The organism is Parabacteroides sp. HGS0025 (assembly GCF_000969845.1).
In the GTDB taxonomy this organism is placed as follows: Bacteria; Bacteroidota; Bacteroidia; order Bacteroidales; family Tannerellaceae; genus Parabacteroides; species Parabacteroides gordonii.
This window is the reverse complement of record NZ_KQ033902.1, coordinates 2,435,593-2,455,499: the sequence shown is the minus strand read 5'-3', so window position 1 is coordinate 2,455,499 and position 19,907 is coordinate 2,435,593. Positions and strand designations below refer to the sequence as shown.

Annotated in this window: 15 protein-coding genes and 1 riboswitch; of the genes, 4 read left to right on the top strand and 11 right to left on the bottom strand. The window is 48.6% G+C overall.

Features of this window, described 5'->3' with window-relative positions:
* Window position 1 precedes the first annotated feature (1 nt).
* The gene (locus HMPREF1212_RS09525) at window positions 2–1,684 is read right to left on the bottom strand and encodes an AAA family ATPase (protein ID WP_028729055.1); all 1,683 of its coding nucleotides are present in this window, start codon (window positions 1,682–1,684) and stop codon (window positions 2–4) included.
* An 86-nt stretch (window positions 1,685–1,770) separates the two neighbouring features.
* On the opposite strand from HMPREF1212_RS09525, the gene HMPREF1212_RS09520 reads away from it, so the two are divergent.
* Window positions 1,771–2,496 (top strand): SDR family NAD(P)-dependent oxidoreductase, encoded by a 726-nt coding sequence (locus HMPREF1212_RS09520; protein ID WP_046149204.1) that lies wholly within the window; start codon window positions 1,771–1,773, stop codon window positions 2,494–2,496.
* A 20-nt stretch (window positions 2,497–2,516) separates the two neighbouring features.
* Window positions 2,517–4,169, top strand: a complete 1,653-nt coding sequence (locus HMPREF1212_RS09515; RefSeq protein ID WP_046149203.1) for an amino acid permease — start codon at window positions 2,517–2,519, stop codon at window positions 4,167–4,169.
* A gap of 98 nt (window positions 4,170–4,267) precedes the next feature.
* Here HMPREF1212_RS09515 and HMPREF1212_RS09510 read toward each other — a convergent pair whose 3' ends face one another.
* Genes HMPREF1212_RS09510 through HMPREF1212_RS09490 form a run of 5 tightly spaced genes read right to left on the bottom strand, consistent with a single transcriptional unit; the run spans window position 4,268 to window position 8,509 of the window.
* Entirely contained in the window at window positions 4,268–4,651 is a 384-nt protein-coding gene (locus tag HMPREF1212_RS09510) for a GtrA family protein (RefSeq protein WP_028729052.1), read from the bottom strand.
* A gap of 35 nt (window positions 4,652–4,686) precedes the next feature.
* Complete coding sequence (locus HMPREF1212_RS09505) at window positions 4,687–5,409, bottom strand: LytR/AlgR family response regulator transcription factor (RefSeq protein WP_028729051.1); 723 nt, start codon at window positions 5,407–5,409, stop codon at window positions 4,687–4,689.
* Between the two features lie 8 nt (window positions 5,410–5,417).
* Window positions 5,418–6,461 carry a sensor histidine kinase gene (locus tag HMPREF1212_RS09500; protein WP_046149202.1) on the bottom strand — a complete coding sequence of 348 codons (1,044 nt, stop codon included), beginning with the start codon at window positions 6,459–6,461 and terminating at the stop codon, window positions 5,418–5,420.
* A complete protein-coding gene (locus tag HMPREF1212_RS09495; RefSeq protein WP_232430070.1) occupies window positions 6,458–7,549 on the bottom strand; it encodes a histidine kinase in 1,092 nt (363 codons plus the stop codon). Before HMPREF1212_RS09495 ends, HMPREF1212_RS09500 begins: the two co-directional genes overlap by 4 nt.
* Before the next feature lie 54 nt (window positions 7,550–7,603).
* Window positions 7,604–8,509 (bottom strand): DUF6268 family outer membrane beta-barrel protein, encoded by a 906-nt coding sequence (locus tag HMPREF1212_RS09490; RefSeq protein WP_046149200.1) that lies wholly within the window; start codon window positions 8,507–8,509, stop codon window positions 7,604–7,606.
* A gap of 211 nt (window positions 8,510–8,720) precedes the next feature.
* Between HMPREF1212_RS09490 and HMPREF1212_RS09485 the strand changes: the two genes are divergently transcribed.
* Window positions 8,721–9,962: an Hsp70 family protein gene (locus tag HMPREF1212_RS09485; RefSeq protein ID WP_028729047.1), complete on the top strand. Its 1,242-nt coding sequence runs from the start codon at window positions 8,721–8,723 to the stop codon at window positions 9,960–9,962.
* Between the two features lie 37 nt (window positions 9,963–9,999).
* Here the strand turns inward: HMPREF1212_RS09485 and HMPREF1212_RS09480 are convergent, their stop codons facing one another.
* The 5 genes from HMPREF1212_RS09480 to aspT all read right to left on the bottom strand — a co-directional run bounded on the left by HMPREF1212_RS09480 (window position 10,000) and on the right by aspT (window position 18,575).
* Window positions 10,000–11,346, bottom strand: a complete 1,347-nt coding sequence (locus tag HMPREF1212_RS09480; RefSeq protein ID WP_028729046.1) for a citrate/2-methylcitrate synthase — start codon at window positions 11,344–11,346, stop codon at window positions 10,000–10,002.
* 19 nt (window positions 11,347–11,365) lie between these two features.
* Window positions 11,366–12,625 (bottom strand): NADP-dependent isocitrate dehydrogenase, encoded by a 1,260-nt coding sequence (icd, locus tag HMPREF1212_RS09475; RefSeq protein ID WP_046149199.1) that lies wholly within the window; start codon window positions 12,623–12,625, stop codon window positions 11,366–11,368.
* A 34-nt stretch (window positions 12,626–12,659) separates the two neighbouring features.
* Window positions 12,660–14,906, bottom strand: coding sequence for an aconitate hydratase (locus tag HMPREF1212_RS09470; RefSeq protein ID WP_046149198.1), 2,247 nt, complete (start codon window positions 14,904–14,906; stop codon window positions 12,660–12,662).
* Between the two features lie 266 nt (window positions 14,907–15,172).
* Entirely contained in the window at window positions 15,173–16,837 is a 1,665-nt protein-coding gene (locus HMPREF1212_RS09465) for a bifunctional aspartate transaminase/aspartate 4-decarboxylase (protein ID WP_046149197.1), read from the bottom strand.
* A 37-nt stretch (window positions 16,838–16,874) separates the two neighbouring features.
* Complete coding sequence (gene aspT, locus HMPREF1212_RS09460; RefSeq protein WP_028729042.1) at window positions 16,875–18,575, bottom strand: aspartate-alanine antiporter; 1,701 nt, start codon at window positions 18,573–18,575, stop codon at window positions 16,875–16,877.
* 143 nt (window positions 18,576–18,718) lie between these two features.
* Window positions 18,719–18,914: riboswitch (cobalamin riboswitch) on the top strand.
* Between the two features lie 108 nt (window positions 18,915–19,022).
* On the opposite strand from aspT, the gene HMPREF1212_RS09455 reads away from it, so the two are divergent.
* Complete coding sequence (locus tag HMPREF1212_RS09455; RefSeq protein ID WP_232430141.1) at window positions 19,023–19,907, top strand: sirohydrochlorin cobaltochelatase; 885 nt, start codon at window positions 19,023–19,025, stop codon at window positions 19,905–19,907.

The following is a 19,907-nucleotide window of genomic DNA, read 5'->3' as shown; positions in this document are numbered from 1 at the left end:
GTCACTCGTCAACCGTCTTTATCCAGACCCGTTTGCCATCGAAGGTGATGGCCATTTTGAGGATGTCGGCGAAACCGGCAGCACAAAGGGTAGCGGCATATTGTTTATTTTCAATCTGCTGGAGAGCCGAGGCAAGTGCCTGTTCGACCGTTTCCTTCGGACGAAGCCGTTTGAGTTCCATTATGATAGCCTGTCCTTGTCCGTTTTTGGGGCGTAGCATGATATCATAACGACCAAAGCCGGCTTCTCGGTTACTGCTGACCTCATAGTCGGACATACCGGCAAGCAAGCCGAGCATAAAGGCCTGATAGACCTTTTCCGGATCGCGTCCGGAAGTATCGTAATAAGAAAGTGAATTTATCAGGAAGTCATTCAGTAGCTCTTCGAAGTATTCGATATCCCCGATACGCAAAGCCTGTAGCATCCGTTCGAGACGGTCGTTTTTCACAGGGCCTTTATTGATCCAGCTACGGATAATAGTAAAGAATACTGTTCTTACCTCCCGGTTGGGCACTTGCAGCGTATATTCCAGCAAATCTTCCGAAGTTAAAACCGGATCGGAAGCTTTCAGGTACCCGCTGAACAGCATGAATGACCAGATATTGACCGTTTCAGCCAACAAATCAGGGAACGCCAGCTTATCATTTATTACGCTGCGAACAGGATAGCCTTGTATCAATGCCTCTACACCATCGCGTATCTGCGAAGGACCGTCGGCCAACAGATGGCGCAACAGAACATCGGAACCAGTGTTTACCCAATAGGGAGCTAACACACCATTATACATTATATAATTAAGCACTGACCAAGGATTATACATCACTTCGTCACCAAACAGGTAACCATCATACCATGTTTTTACATCTTCTTTATGCTCTCCCTGAGAATAATCGTCAAGAAACCGGTCCGTTTCTTCCTGAGTGAAACCGAAAGCGCTGCAAATCGGCCGGTCAAGCAATGTAAATACAGCAATATTATTCAGTCCACTGAAGATAGACTCCTTGCTCACCCGAAGGATGCCGGTAATGACACCACGGAAGATATCCGTATTGTCCTTGAATACAGCACTCATGAAGTTGCGCATAAAACCGATCATCCGGTCGTAGTAGCCTTTGTCGAAAGCGACATGGATCGGGCTATCGTATTCGTCAAGCAAGACAAGCGGGGGCGTGCCCCAGTATGTAGTCAGCATGGTAGACAACATAGCCAACGAGTTTTGTATCTGCACTTCCGTTGCCTGTTGTTCAACGATAGCTTTAAAAGCCGGGATATATGCAGGTTCAGTACGAGGATCTTCCAACAAATACTTATGACGCAGGAATTCGTTTTGCAATTCCTGTCCTAACATACTCAGGAATTGTTCGAACGTATCCGCTTTGCAATCTTTCAGCGTGATCAGTATCACCGGATATTTTCCCTGATATTTATCGAAATCTTTCCATTGCTCGATACTTTTCCCGTTGAACAGCGGGCGATACACATTCCCTTCGGTCTTCTCAAAGAAATAACGGAGTGTGGAAAGGTTGAGCGTCTTACCAAAACGACGCGGACGGGGAAGCAGGGTGATTTTACTTCCGTTTTCTATTATCTGGCGGATAAAGTCGGTCTTATCTACATAATAATAGCCTTCGCTGATCAGTTCTTTATAATCGCTGATGCCTATCGGTAATTTCTTTCTGTCCATACGTCGTTGTTTTTAAGCATGCATACAAAGATAGGCATATTATTCTTATATTTGTGGCTCTATACTTTATTAAACAGCGGAAAATAGTGAAAAGGATTGTTATCATTGGGGCGACGTCCGGCATTGGGTATGAGGTTGCTAAAATATACCGTCAGTTGGGCTGGCGGGTCGGAGTGGCCGGACGCCGTATCGAACGGCTTGAAGCATTTAAGGAACAAGATCCCGGACAGACAGAGATACAACAACTCGACGTTACCGAGGTCGATGCGGTAGAAAAGTTTCATCTGCTGATCGACAAACTGGGCGGCATGGATCTGTTTCTGCTCAGTACTGGTATCGGCAGCCAAAACCGGGCATTAAACACTGACATCGAACTGGCTACAGTCAACACCAATGCCATCGGCTTTACCCGTATGGTGACGGCGGCCTATCACTATTTCAAGGAACAAGGCGCAGGACACCTGGCCGTTATCAGTTCCATCGCCGGAACCAAAGGACTGGGGGCTGCCCCCGCTTATTCGGCTACCAAAAGATTTCAGAACACTTATATAGACGCACTGGCTCAACTAGCCCGGATGGAGAAACTGCCGATCAATTTCACCGACATCCGTCCCGGCTTTGTTAAGACAGACTTGCTGAAAAACGATAAGTATCCGCTGCTGATGCGCCCCGAACGGGTAGCACAACGGATCGTAAGGGCTTTGAGCCGTAAAAAACGCAGTGTCATTATCGACTGGCGCTATTTTACACTTGTATTTTTCTGGAAGCTGATCCCCTCCTACGTGTGGGAACGGTTATCCATACACAATTAAACGCACACTAATAAAACAAAATGGGATTATTCATTAAGAAACCTCTGGGAGCCTTACAGGCAGAAGCGAATGAGTCAGGAAGTAAATCACTAAAACGGGTATTAGGGCCGTGGAGCTTGGTGGCACTGGGTGTCGGCGTTATTATCGGGGCGGGATTATTCTCGATCACGGGAACCGTCGCCGCCGGATATACGGGCCCCGCTATCACCTTGTCGTTTGCCATCGCCGCACTGGGCTGCTGTTTCGCCGGATTGTGTTATGCCGAATTTGCCTCGATGATCCCGGTGGCCGGCAGTGCCTACACCTATTCGTATGCAACGATGGGCGAACTGATCGCATGGATCATCGGCTGGGATCTCGTTCTCGAATATACCGTAGCTGCAACGACCGTCAGTATCAGTTGGAGCCGCTACCTTGTCGTCTTTCTCGAAGGGCTGGGGATCCATTTGCCGCAAACGCTTACCGCCTGTCCCTGGGATGGCGGGATCGTCAACGTGCCGGCTTTCCTGATCGTTGTCCTGATGAGCCTCTTCCTTATCCGGGGGACGGAAGGGAGTTCGATCTTTAACGGGATCATCGTCTTTCTGAAGGTGTCGGTCGTATTGGTTTTCGTGGCACTGGGCTGGAAATATATCAATACGGATAATTATGTCCCCTATATCCCGGCCAATACAGGTACATTGGGCGAGTATGGTTTCTCCGGCGTACTTCGCGGGGCAGCTATCGTTTTCTTTGCTTTTCTCGGATTCGATGCGGTTTCGACTGCGGCACAGGAAGCCAAGAACCCGAAACGCGACATGCCGATCGGTATCCTCGTCTCACTCCTGGTATGCACGGTATTATATATGCTTTTTGCCCATGTTATGACAGGGGTGGCACATTACACGCAGTTCGGCGGCCAGGAAGGGATCGCCCCGGTGGCCGTTGCCATCTCGCACATGGGAAATACGGATGCGGCAGGTATCATCCAGCCGGATTATCCCTGGCTGAATAAAGCGATCGTACTGGCTATCCTGTTCGGTTACTGCTCCGTTATTATGGTCACCCTGCTCGGACAAAGCCGCGTATTCCTGAGTATGAGCCGCGACGGATTGCTTCCTCCTTTCTTCTCGCATATCAACGAAAAGTTCCGCACACCGGCACGCAGCAACCTGCTTTTTATGTTGCTCGTAGGGACACTTGCGGCTTTTGTTCCGGCACGTGTAGCCGGCGAAATGACAAGTATCGGAACCCTATTCGCCTTTACGCTGGTTTGTGCGGGTGTATTGGTCGTGAGAAAAACAATGCCGGATGTTCAGCGTGCCTTTAAGACCCCGTTCGTACCGCTCGTCCCCATCCTGGGTATCGTAACCTGCCTGTGCATGATGCTCTTCCTGCCGGCCGACACATGGATACGCCTGGTACTGTGGATGCTGATCGGATTGGATATATATGCCTGCTACGGGGTGAAACACAGTAAACTGGAATATATGCAACAGCATCGCAAAGGACAGCTTTCGCTCAATATGATAGGTATCACCCTTTCCGTCCTCTGTGTGATCACCGGATTATGGCACCAGCAGACAGTGGGATGGAACGAAAGCAAGACATTGCTGATCATTTCGTTTGTCTTCGCCTTTACACACCTGCCGTTCTATATGACACGTATCTGGAAGAACACGACACAGGCTTAAAAGAACCTGTGCCAAAGCATCTGCACAACTGTGCCATAGTATATGCACTATTGTGCCACTATAGATGCATTATTGTGCCACTGCATGTGCACAAAATATTACTTACGAAAGAAGGTAAGCCGTTTATTCATGCTGAAATTGACGGCACCATAAACGAACAGGCCGAGGAACTGGGCCAGATATTCGTTCATATCGCATAACTCTACCATGAGTAAGAGGGAAAAGAATTGAAGCCCGTAGGCACAACCGAAAGCGATCAGGAAAAGAGGAATCTCGCGCTGGAATTTTCCGCTACGGGCTGAGAATATCCAGTACTTGCTCCAAAAGAAGTTATTGATAAGGGCTGCAACGTATCCTGCGACATTCGACCAGAGGTAATTACAGTCCAGCCCTTCCATCAATACCCATATAACAAGGGCGGTAATAAGGGCATTCAACGTTCCCACGATGATAAAACGAAGTATCCGTACACTCTCTTTCATGCGGCAAATATACATGATTTTCGAAACAACTGGTTCTAATCCGCCGGATTATTCTTCATAAAGAACGTATCGAAGAAGGCATCCCGATAACTATTGCCTATCGATATCTCATATTTTCCGATAAACACGTCGTTATTGTCGAACGAGTCAATATGATCGGTATTAACGATATACGACTTATTGGTACGGAGAAAGATATCCTTCGGAAGCATCTCATGGATAGACTTCAGATTCATCTTCGTCACGATCCGCTGATCGGGCGTCTGGATCACCACATAGTCCTTCAATCCTTCGATAAAGAGGATATTCCTGAACTGTATCTTAAAATAACGCCGTTCGGCTTTCACGAAGATATGGTCGGCGGCGACCGACTCGACGAGGTTCTTGCTGTTGTCCGTCTTTAAGAGGGTGTGATAGACATTGGCTTTCACAACGGCACGTTTGAAGCGTTCTATCTCGATCGGTTTCACCAGGTAGTCGATCGCATCCACTTCGTAACTGTCGAGGGCATATTCCGCATAGGCGGTCACAAAGATCACCAGTGTTTCAGAAGGGATCATCCGGGCAAACTCCAGGCCGTTCACGCCGGGCATCTTGATATCCAGAAAAACAAGGTCGACCGGGCTGGCCTGCATGAACTTTCCGGCCGAAACGGCATCACCGAAACTTCCGCATAAGGATAACAACGGAGTATCCTGTACCAATAGCTGGATGGCCTTGCGCCCCAGTGGTTCATCATCTACAATTATGCAATTCATACAACTATTCATTTTATGTTTAAACGGAGATTGATCGTATATGTTATATCGGTGTCGTCTATTTGCAGCGAATGATCGGTATCGTACAACAGTTCGAGCCGTCGGCGGATATTGGCAAGTCCTATCCCTCCGTCTGTGCGCCGTTCCCGCTGTTCGGCCGGTTTGGAGTTGATACAGATAAAGGTGAGGCTCTTCTCCTCCACTTTGAAATAAAGGTGTACGTACGAGAACTTCTTATTATCGTTGTTATGCTTTACGGCATTCTCCACAAAGGGGATGAACAGTAAAGGTGGCAGGGTGACATCCTCCGTATTCCCCTCTGTCGATACGATAAAATCGAAGTTATCGCGCCGTATCTTCTCCATATTCAGATAATCGTTCAGAAAAGAGATATCGTCTTTCAGGCGGACTTTTTCCGAAACACTGTCTTTCAGCTGATACTTCAGCAGGTCTTTCAGTTTGGAAAGGACAAGGACGGCCTCTGCCGGACTTTCTTTTATCAGCACATTCGCGTTATTCAGCATGTTAAAAAGGAAATGCGGGTTGATCTGGTTCTTCAGCTGTTCCAGTTCGGATTGTATGGTGGCATTTTCCAACTGGCCGATGCGCTGCCCGTTCTTTATGTAATCTTGGAAGACAATCACGGCAGATGCTCCGGCAATAATCAGACTCAACTGGATAACAGACGAAATGATCAGGAAGGAACCCATCCAAAATTGATAAATTTGATACTCTTGCCTGATCGACTCGTTACGCAACAGAAACGAAAAGAGCAGGCTTAGTCCTATACACAAATAAACAGATAGTATATAAGTACCAATCTTATTTCGCAGCAGAAAACGAGGGGTCAGCACAAAGACACTCAAATAAATGGGAACAAGCAAAAAGACGCTTTGCGCAAAATCTTCTGTCAAGTTCTTTCGTTCTACCAGATCCATGTAATAGTTTAGGCCGATCGTTATCATACTGAAAACAAACAACAGGAGATGTCTGTAAATCCTATAACGAGGATCTACCAACAAACGCAACAGGAAACCGGGGGCATTTATCATAACTTAATATACAGATTTGTTTTATAAAGCGGGCCATCACCCACCATCGTTAAAGTATAACTGCCGGCAAATAACAGGTCGAAACGATGTTTTACATCTGTCAGTTCCCGGCTGTTTTCAATATCCGCCAGCGATATTCCGGGAGAAAAACAGATACAGGAGAATAATAATCTTGCTTCTTCCACCCGGAAGAAGATCTGAAGATCCATCTGCATTGTCTTTTCCGTCAATAACTTTACATAGCAAATAGCAAAGGGAATAAACAATAAGGGAGGCACCAGTTTACGGTTGACATTTCCTTCCCATGTCAATGCAAAGCTCAGGTTTATATAACGCATCTGAGCCAAAATCAGGAAATTCTCAATAAAGGAGATCTCCGAGATCAGCAACACTTTCTCTCTATTCCCGTCATACAACTGGTAGCGCAATAGCTTGCTCAACTTCATCAAGACCTTTGATGCCTGTTCCGGATTACCGGCTGTTTGCTCGCCGGCTTCATCCAGCATACTGAAAAGGAACTCCGGGTTTATCTGATCTTTCAAACGTTCCAGTTCTGTTTTCAGATTTACCTTTTCCAATTCGTTCTTTCGCATGCTGAATTGCAGCCACTGGCGCAATAACACAGTAAGCGAAGTTCCTGCTATCAGCAAAGCGAACAGAAAGAAATTCCCTATAATTTCTACTGCCATGATCCGGCTTTCATAGAAAAAAGAATAATGGCCCGGCTTCTGTTCATAATAATTATTTATCCAATAATCCACTCCGAAAGAAATTGCCAATATCAATAAAATAAGCAACGATATAGATCCTATGTATAGCTGATATTTATTCTTCAGCAGTAGTTTGGGCAATAAAACATACATATGCAGATAAAGCCCGGTTAAATAAGCCACCAGTAAAAATAGGCCGGCATACAACACCATGTTATCTATCTTGTCCAGATACTCAGAGCAAATTATATACGGCATATTGAATGACACAAACACAAAGAACAGCACAAGCAACACATGTCTGCCAACCCTGTATTTGGGGGCGATCAGGAAATCGATCAGAAAACTATTATATGTAACTTCCGGTTGGGACATCATTTATTGTTTATCAGTTTTGAACTATCCAAAGAACAAAGATAGTAATATCCCTATTCAGAAACCATACTTAATGGCAACGCTGGCATAGAAGGAAGGCGAGAAATGCGGGTCATAATCTCCCTCCACCTTGAACATGGCCTTCAGCGTACGGTCGTCGTAAAAGGCGGCTCGGTAAGCAGACAGGCCGATCGTGACAGGGACAGACAGCGACTTCGTGATCGTAAGCTCCGGTTGCAACCCTGTAATAACATACTGCTGCGTAAATATCTTATCCTTGCCGTCACGTTCAACAAAGGCCAGCATTCCGTTCATCGAGCCGACCAGCTTCAAACGAAACAGCTTATGCAGTTGGATACCGCCCGAAACCTCCACCCCGTCCATCATCGAGACATTGACCATATAACGTCCTTCGATCCGCCAGTCCACAAAAAGCGCCGGGAAGACCATCGGATAACCGAAGCTGGTATTCAACGCCAACCCCACCCCCAGATCGAGGTTATCCCGCAGATGCCAGATAGCCGCAGCCATTCCTATACCCATCACATTCTTCCAACGGGCATAAGACAAGCTTCCGGTATCCATAAAGATCCCCGCTCCCACACTAGCCAGTAACGACCACTTCTTACTGAGCGGACGAATATACGAAACAGCCAGCTGCGCATTAAAGATCTGTGGGATATCCACATATCCCGACAAATTCTTATTATCCATCGAAGCATAGGAAGCGCCCAGGCCTACCATCCAGGCCGTCGGATGATTGTTCTCATCCATCTTCATCGATACGGGGATATTGACACCTCCCTGTATCACCTTCATATCGCCCTTTCCGTCAACCTTTTTATTATCGACATCCCTAAACCCGGAAGATCCGATATATTCAGCCTTCAGCCAGACCTGTGCGTTTACTTCCTGGAATACAAAAACCAACAAAAAAATCAACATCAACCATCCTGTTTTCATATCATGCTTCTTTAATTATAATTGAACTTGATGCAAAACTAGGCAAACAGGCAATGGCAGAACAGATTAGTATACGAAGCGGCTGTAATAATATACGAAACGAGGTTTTTCGTAGACATCCGGTAACAGTAATAAAAACTACCGGATGTTTGGTTGCTACATCCGCATTTTATATCTTTGCGCCCCATTTTTCATTAAACAAAAGGCAAAGATGAACATGAACGAGTTGACATGCGGTTTAGATTTCGGAACCTCCAATTCCATTATATCCCTTACGGACAAATCGACACAAAAAGAAGTATTCTCCTATAGCGCCAGTTCGATCCTCTATTTCCCGGACACGAACGAAATGACCTGGTATGTGGGAAAAGAAGCCCACGACAAATATATAGAAGAAGAAATGACCGGCCGCCTGCTGAAATCGGTCAAGACACTGCTCCGGCAAGACAAATTCCTTTCGACCTGGATATTCGGCAAGCGGATGACACCGGATCAGCTCGTTACCTGCATCATCCGCCACCTGAAAGAAAAAGCGGAAGCCTTTACGGGTACGGAGATCACCGACGTGGTGTTGGGAAGGCCGGCTATCTTCTCGGAAGATCCCAAACAGGAAAACCTGGCCGTCAGCCGCCTGACACTTGCCGCCCGCAACGCCGGTTTCCGAAGCATCAAACTGCAACTGGAACCGATTGCCGCCGCCCTCTCCTACGAGCAACGGCTCGACCACAGCGAGAATGTCCTGGTAGCCGACCTCGGTGGGGGTACTTCCGACTTTACGATCATGAACCTCTCACCCGATAAAGTCAGGAAGGAAGACCGGAAAGACGATATCATCGCACACGGCGGTGTCTATATCGGCGGTGACTTGTTCGACTCGGAGATCATGTGGTATAAAGTGACCCCGCACCTGGGACGGGGCGTGAAATACCAGTCGTACGACAAGGAAATAGAAGTGCCTTCCATCCTCTACCGCGAACTGAAAAACTGGGAAAGGACATTTATGCTGAAGGAAAGTAAGTTGCGCCGTTCGATGGATAACTATTATCACCTTTCGGGCAATAACCCCAAGATCGATAATGTCAGGGTGCTGATCGACAACAACTATGTTTTCTCACTGTTCAAAGGAATCGAACAGTCCAAGATAAACCTGTCGGGCGGAGAAGAGACAACGATCGACTTTGAGAAAGAGACGATCCGCATACACGAGCCATTCACACCTGCCGAGTTTGCCACGATCATCGAACGGCATACCAGCGAGATCGAACGATATATCCTTAAATTACTGGAAACAGCGAAATACAGTGCCGACAATATCGACTCCGTCTTTATCACAGGCGGTAGCAGCCTTGTCATTCCGGTAAGGGAGATCCTTTACCGTATCTTTGGAAAGGATAAAATACGTACGGGGAATACGTTTAACAGTGTGGCTTATGGGTTGTCGCTAAGTTATTAAAATAGTAAAGGGCGGTTCACGAACCGCCCCTACTTTGTCAACGTTCCGCAATCGGAACATAAGTCGTTTCTTCCAGCACATTCTTGTAGGCAGGACGGATGATACGTTTGCCGTCGAAATGAAGTTCTTCGATACGGTGGGCAGTCCAGCCGACGATACGAGCCATGGCAAACAACGGTGTATAGATTTCCTGCGGCAGGCCGATCATTTCATATACGAAACCGGAATAGAAGTCTACGTTCGAAGAAACACGTTTCTTCGTTCCTTTATGCTTGGCGAAACATTCGATAGCACGTTCTTCCAACAGTTCGAGGAAAGCAAATTCTTCTTCGCGTCCCTTTTCCTTCGCCAGGTCACGAGCCAGTTCTTTCAGTACGATCGCACGCGGATCGGAGATCGTGTAAACGGCATGGCCGATACCATAGATCAGACCTGTCTTATTGTAAGCCTCCTTATTCAGCATACGCATAAAGTAAGTATCGATCTCGTCTACATTCTTCCAATCACCAATATTCTCTTTCAGGTGGTTGAACATATCGACTACCTGGATATTGGCACCTCCGTGTAACGGGCCTTTCAGCGAACCGATACCGGCAGCGATGGAAGAATACGTATCCGTCCCGGTCGAGCTGGTCACGCGAACGGTAAAGGTAGAGTTGTTACCACCCCCGTGTTCGGCCTGCAGGACAAGCAGCAAGTCCAGTGTACGGGCATCCAGTTCCGTGAAGTCTTTCTTCAGCATGTGCAGGAAGTTTTCCGCCAGCGAAAGGTTTTCGTGCGGGTGACGGATATGCAGCGAACGTCCGTGTGTGCTGTGACGGAAGATATTATAGGCATAGGCGATGATAGTCGGGAAACGGGAGATCAGTTCGATAGACTGACGCATCAGGTTGTCGCGGGAAGTATCGTCCGGATTCGGGTCGAACGTATACATTTCCAAGACACTACGGGCAAGGATATTCATGATATTCTGTCCTTCGAGATCCAGGATATTCATCTTTGTTTTCTGTTCAAGCGGCATATTGTCGCAGATCAGGCCTTTGAAAGAGGCCAGTTCTTCCTTGTCGGGCAACTTGCCGGAAAGCAGCAGATAAGCCACTTCCTCGAACCCGAAACGTTTCTCCTTGATCAGAGCATGAGCCAGGTCTTCCACATCGTAACCTCTGTAAAACAGTTTGCCTGGAATGGCTTTCAGACCACCGTTATCCGGCAGGCGTTCGTACCCCACCACGTTACCGATCTTGGTCAGGCCGACCAATACACCGCTGCCGTCTTCATTACGCAGACCGCGCTTCACGTTATACATCGGGAACAGTTCATTATCGATCTTACAGGCATCCTTCGATGCATCCGACAGCTTATAAATAAGATATTCTTTCTTCATGACTATTTGTTTTATGAGGTTACAATAAAGATATGATACAATCACCAAATTCCTTGGTGCCAAGAGATTTTCCTTCCGGCATGAAACGCGCCAGGTCATTCGTCGCTTCTCCTTTCGAGAAGGCTTTTTCCATAGCGGCAGTGATCAGGTCGGCCGCTTCATTCCATCCCATATATTCGAGCATCATCACGGACGAGAGCAAGAGCGACGACGGGTTGACGACGTTCTTTCCGGCAATGTTGGGCGCCGTGCCATGTGTCGCTTCGAAGATGGCATAACCGCTGTCGTAATTGATATTGGCACCCGGGGCTATTCCGATACCGCCTACCATAGCCGCCAACTGGTCGGAGATATAATCGCCGTTCAGGTTGAGCGTGGCGATCACGGAGTATTCTTCCGGGATCAGCAGGGTGTTTTGCAGGAAAGCGTCGGCAATGACATCCTTGATGATGACTTTTCCGGCAGCGGATGCTTCGAACATCGACTTAACGGCTTCGGCTTCCCCTTTTTCCTTTTTGATCTTTTCGTATTGCGGCCAGGTGAATGTCTTGTCGCCGAATTCGCGTTCTGCCAGCGCATAGCCCCAGAGCTTAAAGCCACCTTCGGTAAACTTCATGATATTGCCTTTATGCACCAGCGTCACGCTCGGCAGTTTGTTTGTCAGGGCAAACTCGATGGCGGCACGTACCAGGCGTTCGGTTCCTTCCACGGAAACGGGTTTTACACCGAATGAAGAAGTTTCGGGGAAACGCACTTTGGTCACTCCCATTTCTTCGGTCAGGAATTTCAGGAATTTACGGGCTTCGGGTGTGCCCTGCTGCCATTCGATGCCGGCATAGATATCTTCGGTATTCTCACGGAAGATATACATGTCCACCTTCTGCGGTTCGCGTACCGGAGAAACAACGCCTTTGAACCAGCGGACGGGACGCAGGCAGACATACAGGTCGAGCGTTTGCCGCAAAGCGACGTTCAGGGAACGGATGCCACCGCCGATCGGGGTGGTAAGCGGGCCTTTGATACCGACCATATATTCACGGAAAGCATCCATCGTTTCATCGGGGAGCCAGTTTCCGGTCTTGTTAAATGCTTTCTCACCGGCCAGTACTTCTTTCCATTCGATGGCACGTTTGCCGGCATAAGCTTTTTCGATAGCGGCATTCACTATCTTCTGACTGACCGGAGTAATCTCAGCCCCTACGCCATCTCCCTCGATAAAAGGGATCGTTACCTTGTCGGGAACGATCAGATGGTCGTTTTGTTTTGTTATTTTATGCATGTTACTAGCTTATTAGTTGTTTTAAATGTCCCTGTTAATGTGCCATATTCAATGCCGATCCGGCCTTAAACCATTGTATCTGCAAATCATTGTAAGTATGATTTACGGGGAACGACTCCTGTGTGCCGTCGGCATGCGTAAGGACTGCCGTCAACGGCTTGCCGGGTGCAAAGTCTTTCAGGCCGGTGATCGAGATATGGTCGTTTTCACGGATCTTATTATAATCGTCCTTGTCTGCGAAGGTCAGGGCAAGCATTCCCTGTTTCTTCAGGTTCGTTTCGTGGATGCGGGCAAAACTCTTGGCCAGGATCACCTTTACATTCAGGAAGCGGGGTTCCATAGCGGCATGCTCGCGGGAAGAACCTTCACCATAATTTTCTTCGGCAACCACGATGGAAGAAATGCCTTTTGCCTTGTATTGTTTGGCTACGGCAGAAACGGCTTCATACTCGTTATTGAGCTGGTTCAATACAGCATTCGCTTTCCCGTTGAACGCATTGATCGCACCCATCAGCATATTGTCGGAGATATTTTCCAGATGACCGCGGAAACGAAGCCACGGGCCGGCCATCGAAATATGGTCTGTCGTACATTTGCCTTCCGTTTTGATCAGTAGCGGCATATCCAACAGATCGTTTCCGTCCCACGGGGCGAAAGGATGCAATACCTGCAAACGGTTGGAGTCGGGGTTGATCTTCACATCCGCATTCTTTCCGGTCGGAGCCAGATAGCCGTTGTCCTTTACATCGAATCCATTAGGCGGGAAGTCGGTACCCTGCGGTTCACGGAGCTTCACTTCGCGGCCGTCGGCAGTCTTTAACGTATCGGTCAGCGGATTGAAACACAGGTCGCCGGCGATGGTCAATGCCAGCGTCAGTTCCGGGGAAGCGACAAAGGCGTGGGTATTCGGATTACCGTCCGCACGCTTGGCGAAGTTACGGTTGAAGGAAGTCACGATCGAGTTCTTGCGCGTGTTGTCGTCGGTATGGCGTTTCCATTGGCCGATACACGGGCCGCAGGCGTTAGCCATGATCGTGGCGCCCACTTTTTCAAAGTCGCCGATGATGCCGTCTCGTTCGGCGGTATAGCGTATCTGTTCCGATCCCGGATTGATGATCAGCGGGGCGGCGACAGGTATCTTGTCTTCAAAAGCTTGGCGGGCGATGGATACGGCACGGCTCAGATCCTGGTAGGATGAGTTCGTACACGAACCGATCAGGCCTACTTCCATCTTACGGGGATAGCCGTTGGCTTTTACCTTGGCGGCAAACTCGGAGATAGGAGTTGCGGCATCCGGGGTGAACGGTCCATTGATATGCGGTTCCAATTCGGAGAGGTTGATAACGATCACACGGTCGTAATACTCATCCGGCTGTGCCCTCACTTCCATATCGGCCTCCAGGTAATCCTGGATAGCATCGGCCCAGGCGGCAATGGTATCGCGTCCGGTAGCACGCAGGTAAGTAGCCATATTCAGGTCGTAAGGGAATAAAGAAGTGGTTGCGCCTACCTCGGCTCCCATGTTACAGATCGTCGCCTTTCCGGTGGCAGAGATAGAAGAAGCACCCTCGCCGAAATATTCGATGATGGCATTCGTTCCGCCTTTCACCGTCAGGATACCGGCCAGCTTCAGGATCACATCCTTCGGAGAAGCCCAGCCGCTGAGACGGCCTGTCAGCTTGACACCGATCAGTTTCGGCATCTTCAGTTCCCATTCCATGCCGGTCATTACATCGACGGCATCGGCACCGCCTACTCCGATGGCTACCATTCCCAGACCACCGGCATTCGGTGTGTGGGAGTCTGTTCCGACCATCATTCCGCCGGGGAAAGCATAGTTTTCCAAAACCACCTGGTGGATAATACCGGCTCCCGGTTTCCAGAAACCGATACCGAACTTATCGGACACGGAATGCAGGAAATCGTAGACTTCGCTATTCCCTTTCGTAGCCGTTTCTATATCGGCTTTCGCACCGATATTCGCCTGGATCAGGTGATCGCAGTGGACGGTTGCCGGAACAGCGGATTTATCTTTACCCGCATTCATAAATTGCAGCAAAGCCATCTGTGCCGTTGCATCCTGCATGGCTACACGGTCGGGACGGAAGTTCACATAATCGTCTCCACGCCGGAACAGGCGCAGGGCATCTTCGTCATATAAATGAGCATATAAGATCTTTTCGGCCAATGTCATCGGGCGGCCAATCTTTTCGCGGGCAGTATCTACCCTTTTCGGGAAACTGGAATAAAAGCTTCTCAGCATTTCAATGTCGTACACCATATCGTAATCTTATTAGTTGTTGTTTGTCAGAATGTTTTCATGCAAATATACCGGTCTGTCATCGAACGGAATGTAATATATAAGACACTTCTCTCTGTTAGCATATTTGATTTAATTCCTAACAAATATATATTTTATTAAAACATCTCTCATTCGATAATTTCTATGGACGGATAGAGGATGTCTATCATAAAAGAAAGTTCGCCTTACGTCTACTTATAGAACGCAAGGCGAACTCGTTTTGTTCAGCGATTACTGCTGTTTATTTAATTATTGTTTTTATTTCTTTCCGACTCTTTCCATTTATCGGCATAGCTATGAAGAATAGAGGCTATCCCCTCTCCAATCCGTGCATAATCTTCCGCTTTCAGGTTGGCCAGCGACGCGCGGATAGACCATTCGGGAGCATCGAAACCGCCGCCGTTGAGAAGAACCAGCGAAGTCTCCTGCGCCAGACGGAACACCACGTCGACCGGTTCGTAGTTGGCTTTCAGGTATTCCACGAAATCGTCGCCGTAGAATTTCTTTGCCCATACTTCCATATCGATCTCGCTGTAATAACCGGCACGAAGCGGGTCGTCCAGCAAGGTAAACCCGGTGCTTTCCCAAAGCGTATGCAGGCGTTCGTGGATGATCTCGACCATGCGCGACTGATACAGGTTCTCGGTATCCAGCAGGGAGAAAGCGGCAAACAAGGCCATTTGTGTCTGTTGCGGCAGGGATAGTCCGGCAGTATGGTTAAGTGCCACCTGACGGCTGTCGGCCACCATACGGTCGATGAACTTCATCTTCGACGGATCGAGCATGATGCTGCCGTACCGTTTTGTCAACAGGGCTTTCTTGTCATCCGGCAGGCCGGCAATCATCCGGTCGTAAATATTATCCTCGTGCAATGAAACCACCGCCAGACGCCAGCCTGTCGCCCCGAAATATTTGGAGAAAGAATAAACACATAAAGTATTGGCGGGCAAGTCGGCCATCAGCGAACGGAAGCCGGGAACGTAAGTGGCATAGACATCATCGGTAATGATCATCAGGTTTGGATTATCGTTCGTGACGATGTCGACAATACGTTCCGTTAATCCCTGTGTCAGCGCATAAGAAGGCGGATTGCTCGGATTAACGATAAAGGCCGCTTTGACGGAAGGGTCTTTCAACACATCCAGGTCTTTTTCCTGATACTGCCAGGTGTGATAACCGTCGCCCGTCATCTTCAGGGCATGGATCTCGGTTACGTCAAACTGGTAACGGATCTGTTCGGGTATTTCGATATAGGGAGTGAAGACCGGAGCGAAAAGGACGATCTTATCCCCTTTGTTCAGCAGGAAGTTTTGTTGCAGGGAGTCGAAAACATAGCACATACCGGCTGTACCTCCTTCGGTGGCGAACAGGTCGAACTTGCCTTCAGGCGGAAGATTGTTGCATAAGGCCTGCTTCAGATAGTCTTCGACCAGCACTTCCGTATATTTCAGTATGCGGTCGGGAACAGGATACTGGTCGCCGATCACGCCCTCGGCCCATTCATGCACCAGGTCGTTTTCATCGACACCTTTCTCGTGCACCATATAATTATAGGTATCGCGTAAAAGCTGGGAACCGGGTGTTCCTTCATGTTTGTCGAGGAACTCCCTGAAACGGTAGGCGATACCCGGTTTCTGAGGGATACCGGCCAGGCCGACCATCCCGTCTTCCAGCTTCGTTCCCCGGCGGCATTCTTCCATTCCGAACTGGCCGAGCAGAAAGAAAGCTTCGCGTGGCGTGGTGGCGATCCAGTTAGGATTACCCCGTCCGGCATTCAACATGATATGAGTACTTTTGCGGGCACTCTCGTCGGCCAGTTCAATCAGGATGTTCTTCAGTTCGAAAGGACTGATCTCCGACATTTTCTTTTCGTATTCACGGGTGACTACGATTTTCTTGTTTTCTTCCATATTATATATAATGTATAAGTAATTAGTATCAGGATCGTCAGCTCATCAACAAGACGATGACCACTCCCCAGATGATCAGCAGGGTATTACCTACTGCGTATGTAACGGTATATCCCAGGGCAGGCGTCTGGCTTTCAACGGCATCTTCCACAGCTCCGAGGGCGGCGGTCGTTGTCCGTGCACCGGAAGTACAGCCGAGTGTTATTGCCGGATGGAACTTAAAGAGATAGCGCCCCATCAGGACACCTACGATCAGTGGCAGGGTCGTTGCCAGCGCACCGATCACGAACAGGCTCACGCCCACTTCCTTAAAACCGGTTACGAAACTCGGCCCGGCAGTAATGCCGACAACGGCAATGAACATATTCAACCCAACGTTATTCAGAACCCAAAGCGATGGTTCCGGAATACGCCCGAAGGTAGGATGTTTGGAACGAAGCCACCCGAACACCAGTCCGGCTATCAGGGCACCGCCGCTGGTACTGAGGCTGACAGGTATATCTCCGAAATGAAGTGCCAGCGAACCGATCACACCCCCCAGGAAGATACCCAACCCTACGAAGACCATATCCGTCTGATTGGTCGGACGATCGGCATATCCTAAAGTGGTTGCCGCTTCATTCACTTCCATCTTGGTACCGACCAGTTCGAGCATATCCCCCGGATCGATGGTTGTCGCAGCGAGGACGGGAATACTGATGCCCGCCCGTTTAATACTTTTAATGCTGACGCCATGCATCACTTTCTCCTTACGCAGACGGGCAACCGTCATACCGGCAAATTTCTTGCGCGAGATCAGGACGGGCAATGTCTCGGCCGGGAAGTCCAGCAATTCGATATCGTTCACCTCTTCCCCGATCCAGTTTTCCTCACCGATCACAAACTCACGACGGCCGCTCAATACGACTTCATTCCCTTTCATAAGCATCAGATCGGGTTTTACCTCATAAACGATATTATTGATACGGACACGTTCGACAAACAAACGCCGTCCCTCTGCTTCCAGGTAATCTTCCAGTTCCTGTACCGTTTTACCGGCACCGAACCAGTCGTTACTGATCTTATAGGCACGGAAGGTGATCGGACGGGCGGCCGGCATAAAGCCCGGTTGATCGCTCTCGTCGTCAGTTCCCATCTTAGCTTCCAGCTCTTTGCAGGCTTTCTTCACGGAGGCTAATCCCCCCAGAAAACGCGGGGCGATATCACTCATGATCCAGGCGGAACCGGCCGTACCGAAAATATAGGAAACGGCATAAGCCACAGGCATCACGTTTATCATCGACGTTTTATCCGCTGCACTCAATCCGCCCTGATTGATCGTATCTTCCGCCACGCCCAATACGGCGGAGATGGTCTGCGAACCGGCCAGTAACCCGGCTGCTTCCCCTGCATTGTATCCCATCAGCTTAGCCAACAGAAAAGGGACGAACAGGCAGAACAGGCACATCAGTGCGGCAAAAAGCACCTGCGGAAGTCCTTCTTTCTTCAATCCACGGAAGAACTGGGGCCCTACACTGTAGCCTACGGCAAAGAGGAACAGCAGAAAGAATACTGATTTGATAGGTGCCCCGATATCGATATGCAGCTGTCCGATCAAAACTCCGACCAGCAGGACACTGGTGACGGTACCCAACGAAAATTTCCCGATTTTAAACTTCCCGATCCAGAAGCCGAAAGCCAGTGTGAGAAAAATGGCCAGCTCCGGATAGTGTTTGAGTAAATCTACAAACCATTCCATATATAAATTGTTTGGCGTTAATACTAAACAGACATTTTATGTCCGGTTTTTTATTTGTGGTAATGAAACAGGAGCTATTACATAGTTGTTCCGAGAGAACCAATTAAGATAGTATAAAATCCCGTTCTTTTTAAATAATTTTCTATCTTTGCCCCCGCTTAGGTGATACGACGACTTCCGGTTGTCGTATAAAAGGGAATCCGGTGCGAATCCGGAACAGTGCCCGCTACTGTGAAGCCCATTATAAAAGGAAAGCATACTCACACCACTGTCCGCATCAGGACGGGAAGGTCGCTTTCCGGGCAAGTCAGGAAACCTGCCAGGCATATAGTTAATTCGTTCTCCCGGGGTCAGGAGGGCTATTATGAACATACAAACAAATCTCTTTTAATGAAAAAGAAAAATCTGCTGGCAGCCCTTCTTGTAGGCTGTTTGATGAGTATCTCTATGGTACATGCAGGCGTTCCCCACGATGAAGAAGGCAACTTCAAGTCATCCGACTTCTTTGCCTCCATGCAAACCGGCGACAAAGCCGCTGTCCTGATGGTTCATTTCGGAACCACTTACGACGAAACCCGTGCGCTTACTATCGACGCCATCAACGAGAAGGCACGTGAGGCCTTCGAAGGCACGGAAGTGCGGGAAGCCTACACTTCACGGATCATTATGCGCCGCCTTAAAGCACGCGGCATTGAAAAGCTAAACCCGGCCGAAGCACTGAAACAACTGAAAGCGGAAGGCTTCACCCACATCCTTATCCAGTCGACCAACATCATCGAAGGGGTGGAAATGGAATCGCTGCGTAAAGATGTAACCTCCCTGGAAAAGGAATTCAAAGACGTACGCATCGGCAATCCGCTGCTTTACATGCCTGAAGATTACGAAGCCGTCATTGCCGCCATTGCAAAGAAAGGAGCCAAAGAAGGCGCTACCGTCCTGGTCGGTCACGGAACATACACTCCTTCCACCGCCCAATATGCCATGACCGATTATATGCTGAAAGACAAAGGATATACCAACTTCCACGTCGGAACGATCGAAGGTTATCCGTCATTCGACAACACGCTTGCCAAACTGAAAGCCAGCGGTGTGAAGAAGGTTATGCTCATACCTTTTATGTTCGTTGCGGGCGACCATGCCAACAACGACATTGCCGGCGACTGGAAGAAAGAGCTGGAAGACAATGGCTACGAAGTTTCCGTCCTGATGGAAGGCCTCGGACAGAACCCCGAGATACAAAATATCTTCATCGAACACGCCCGCTTTGTTGCAAAGCATAAGATGATCGACATCATGGAAAAAAAGAAAACTTACGCAACTGAAAAGGATTGA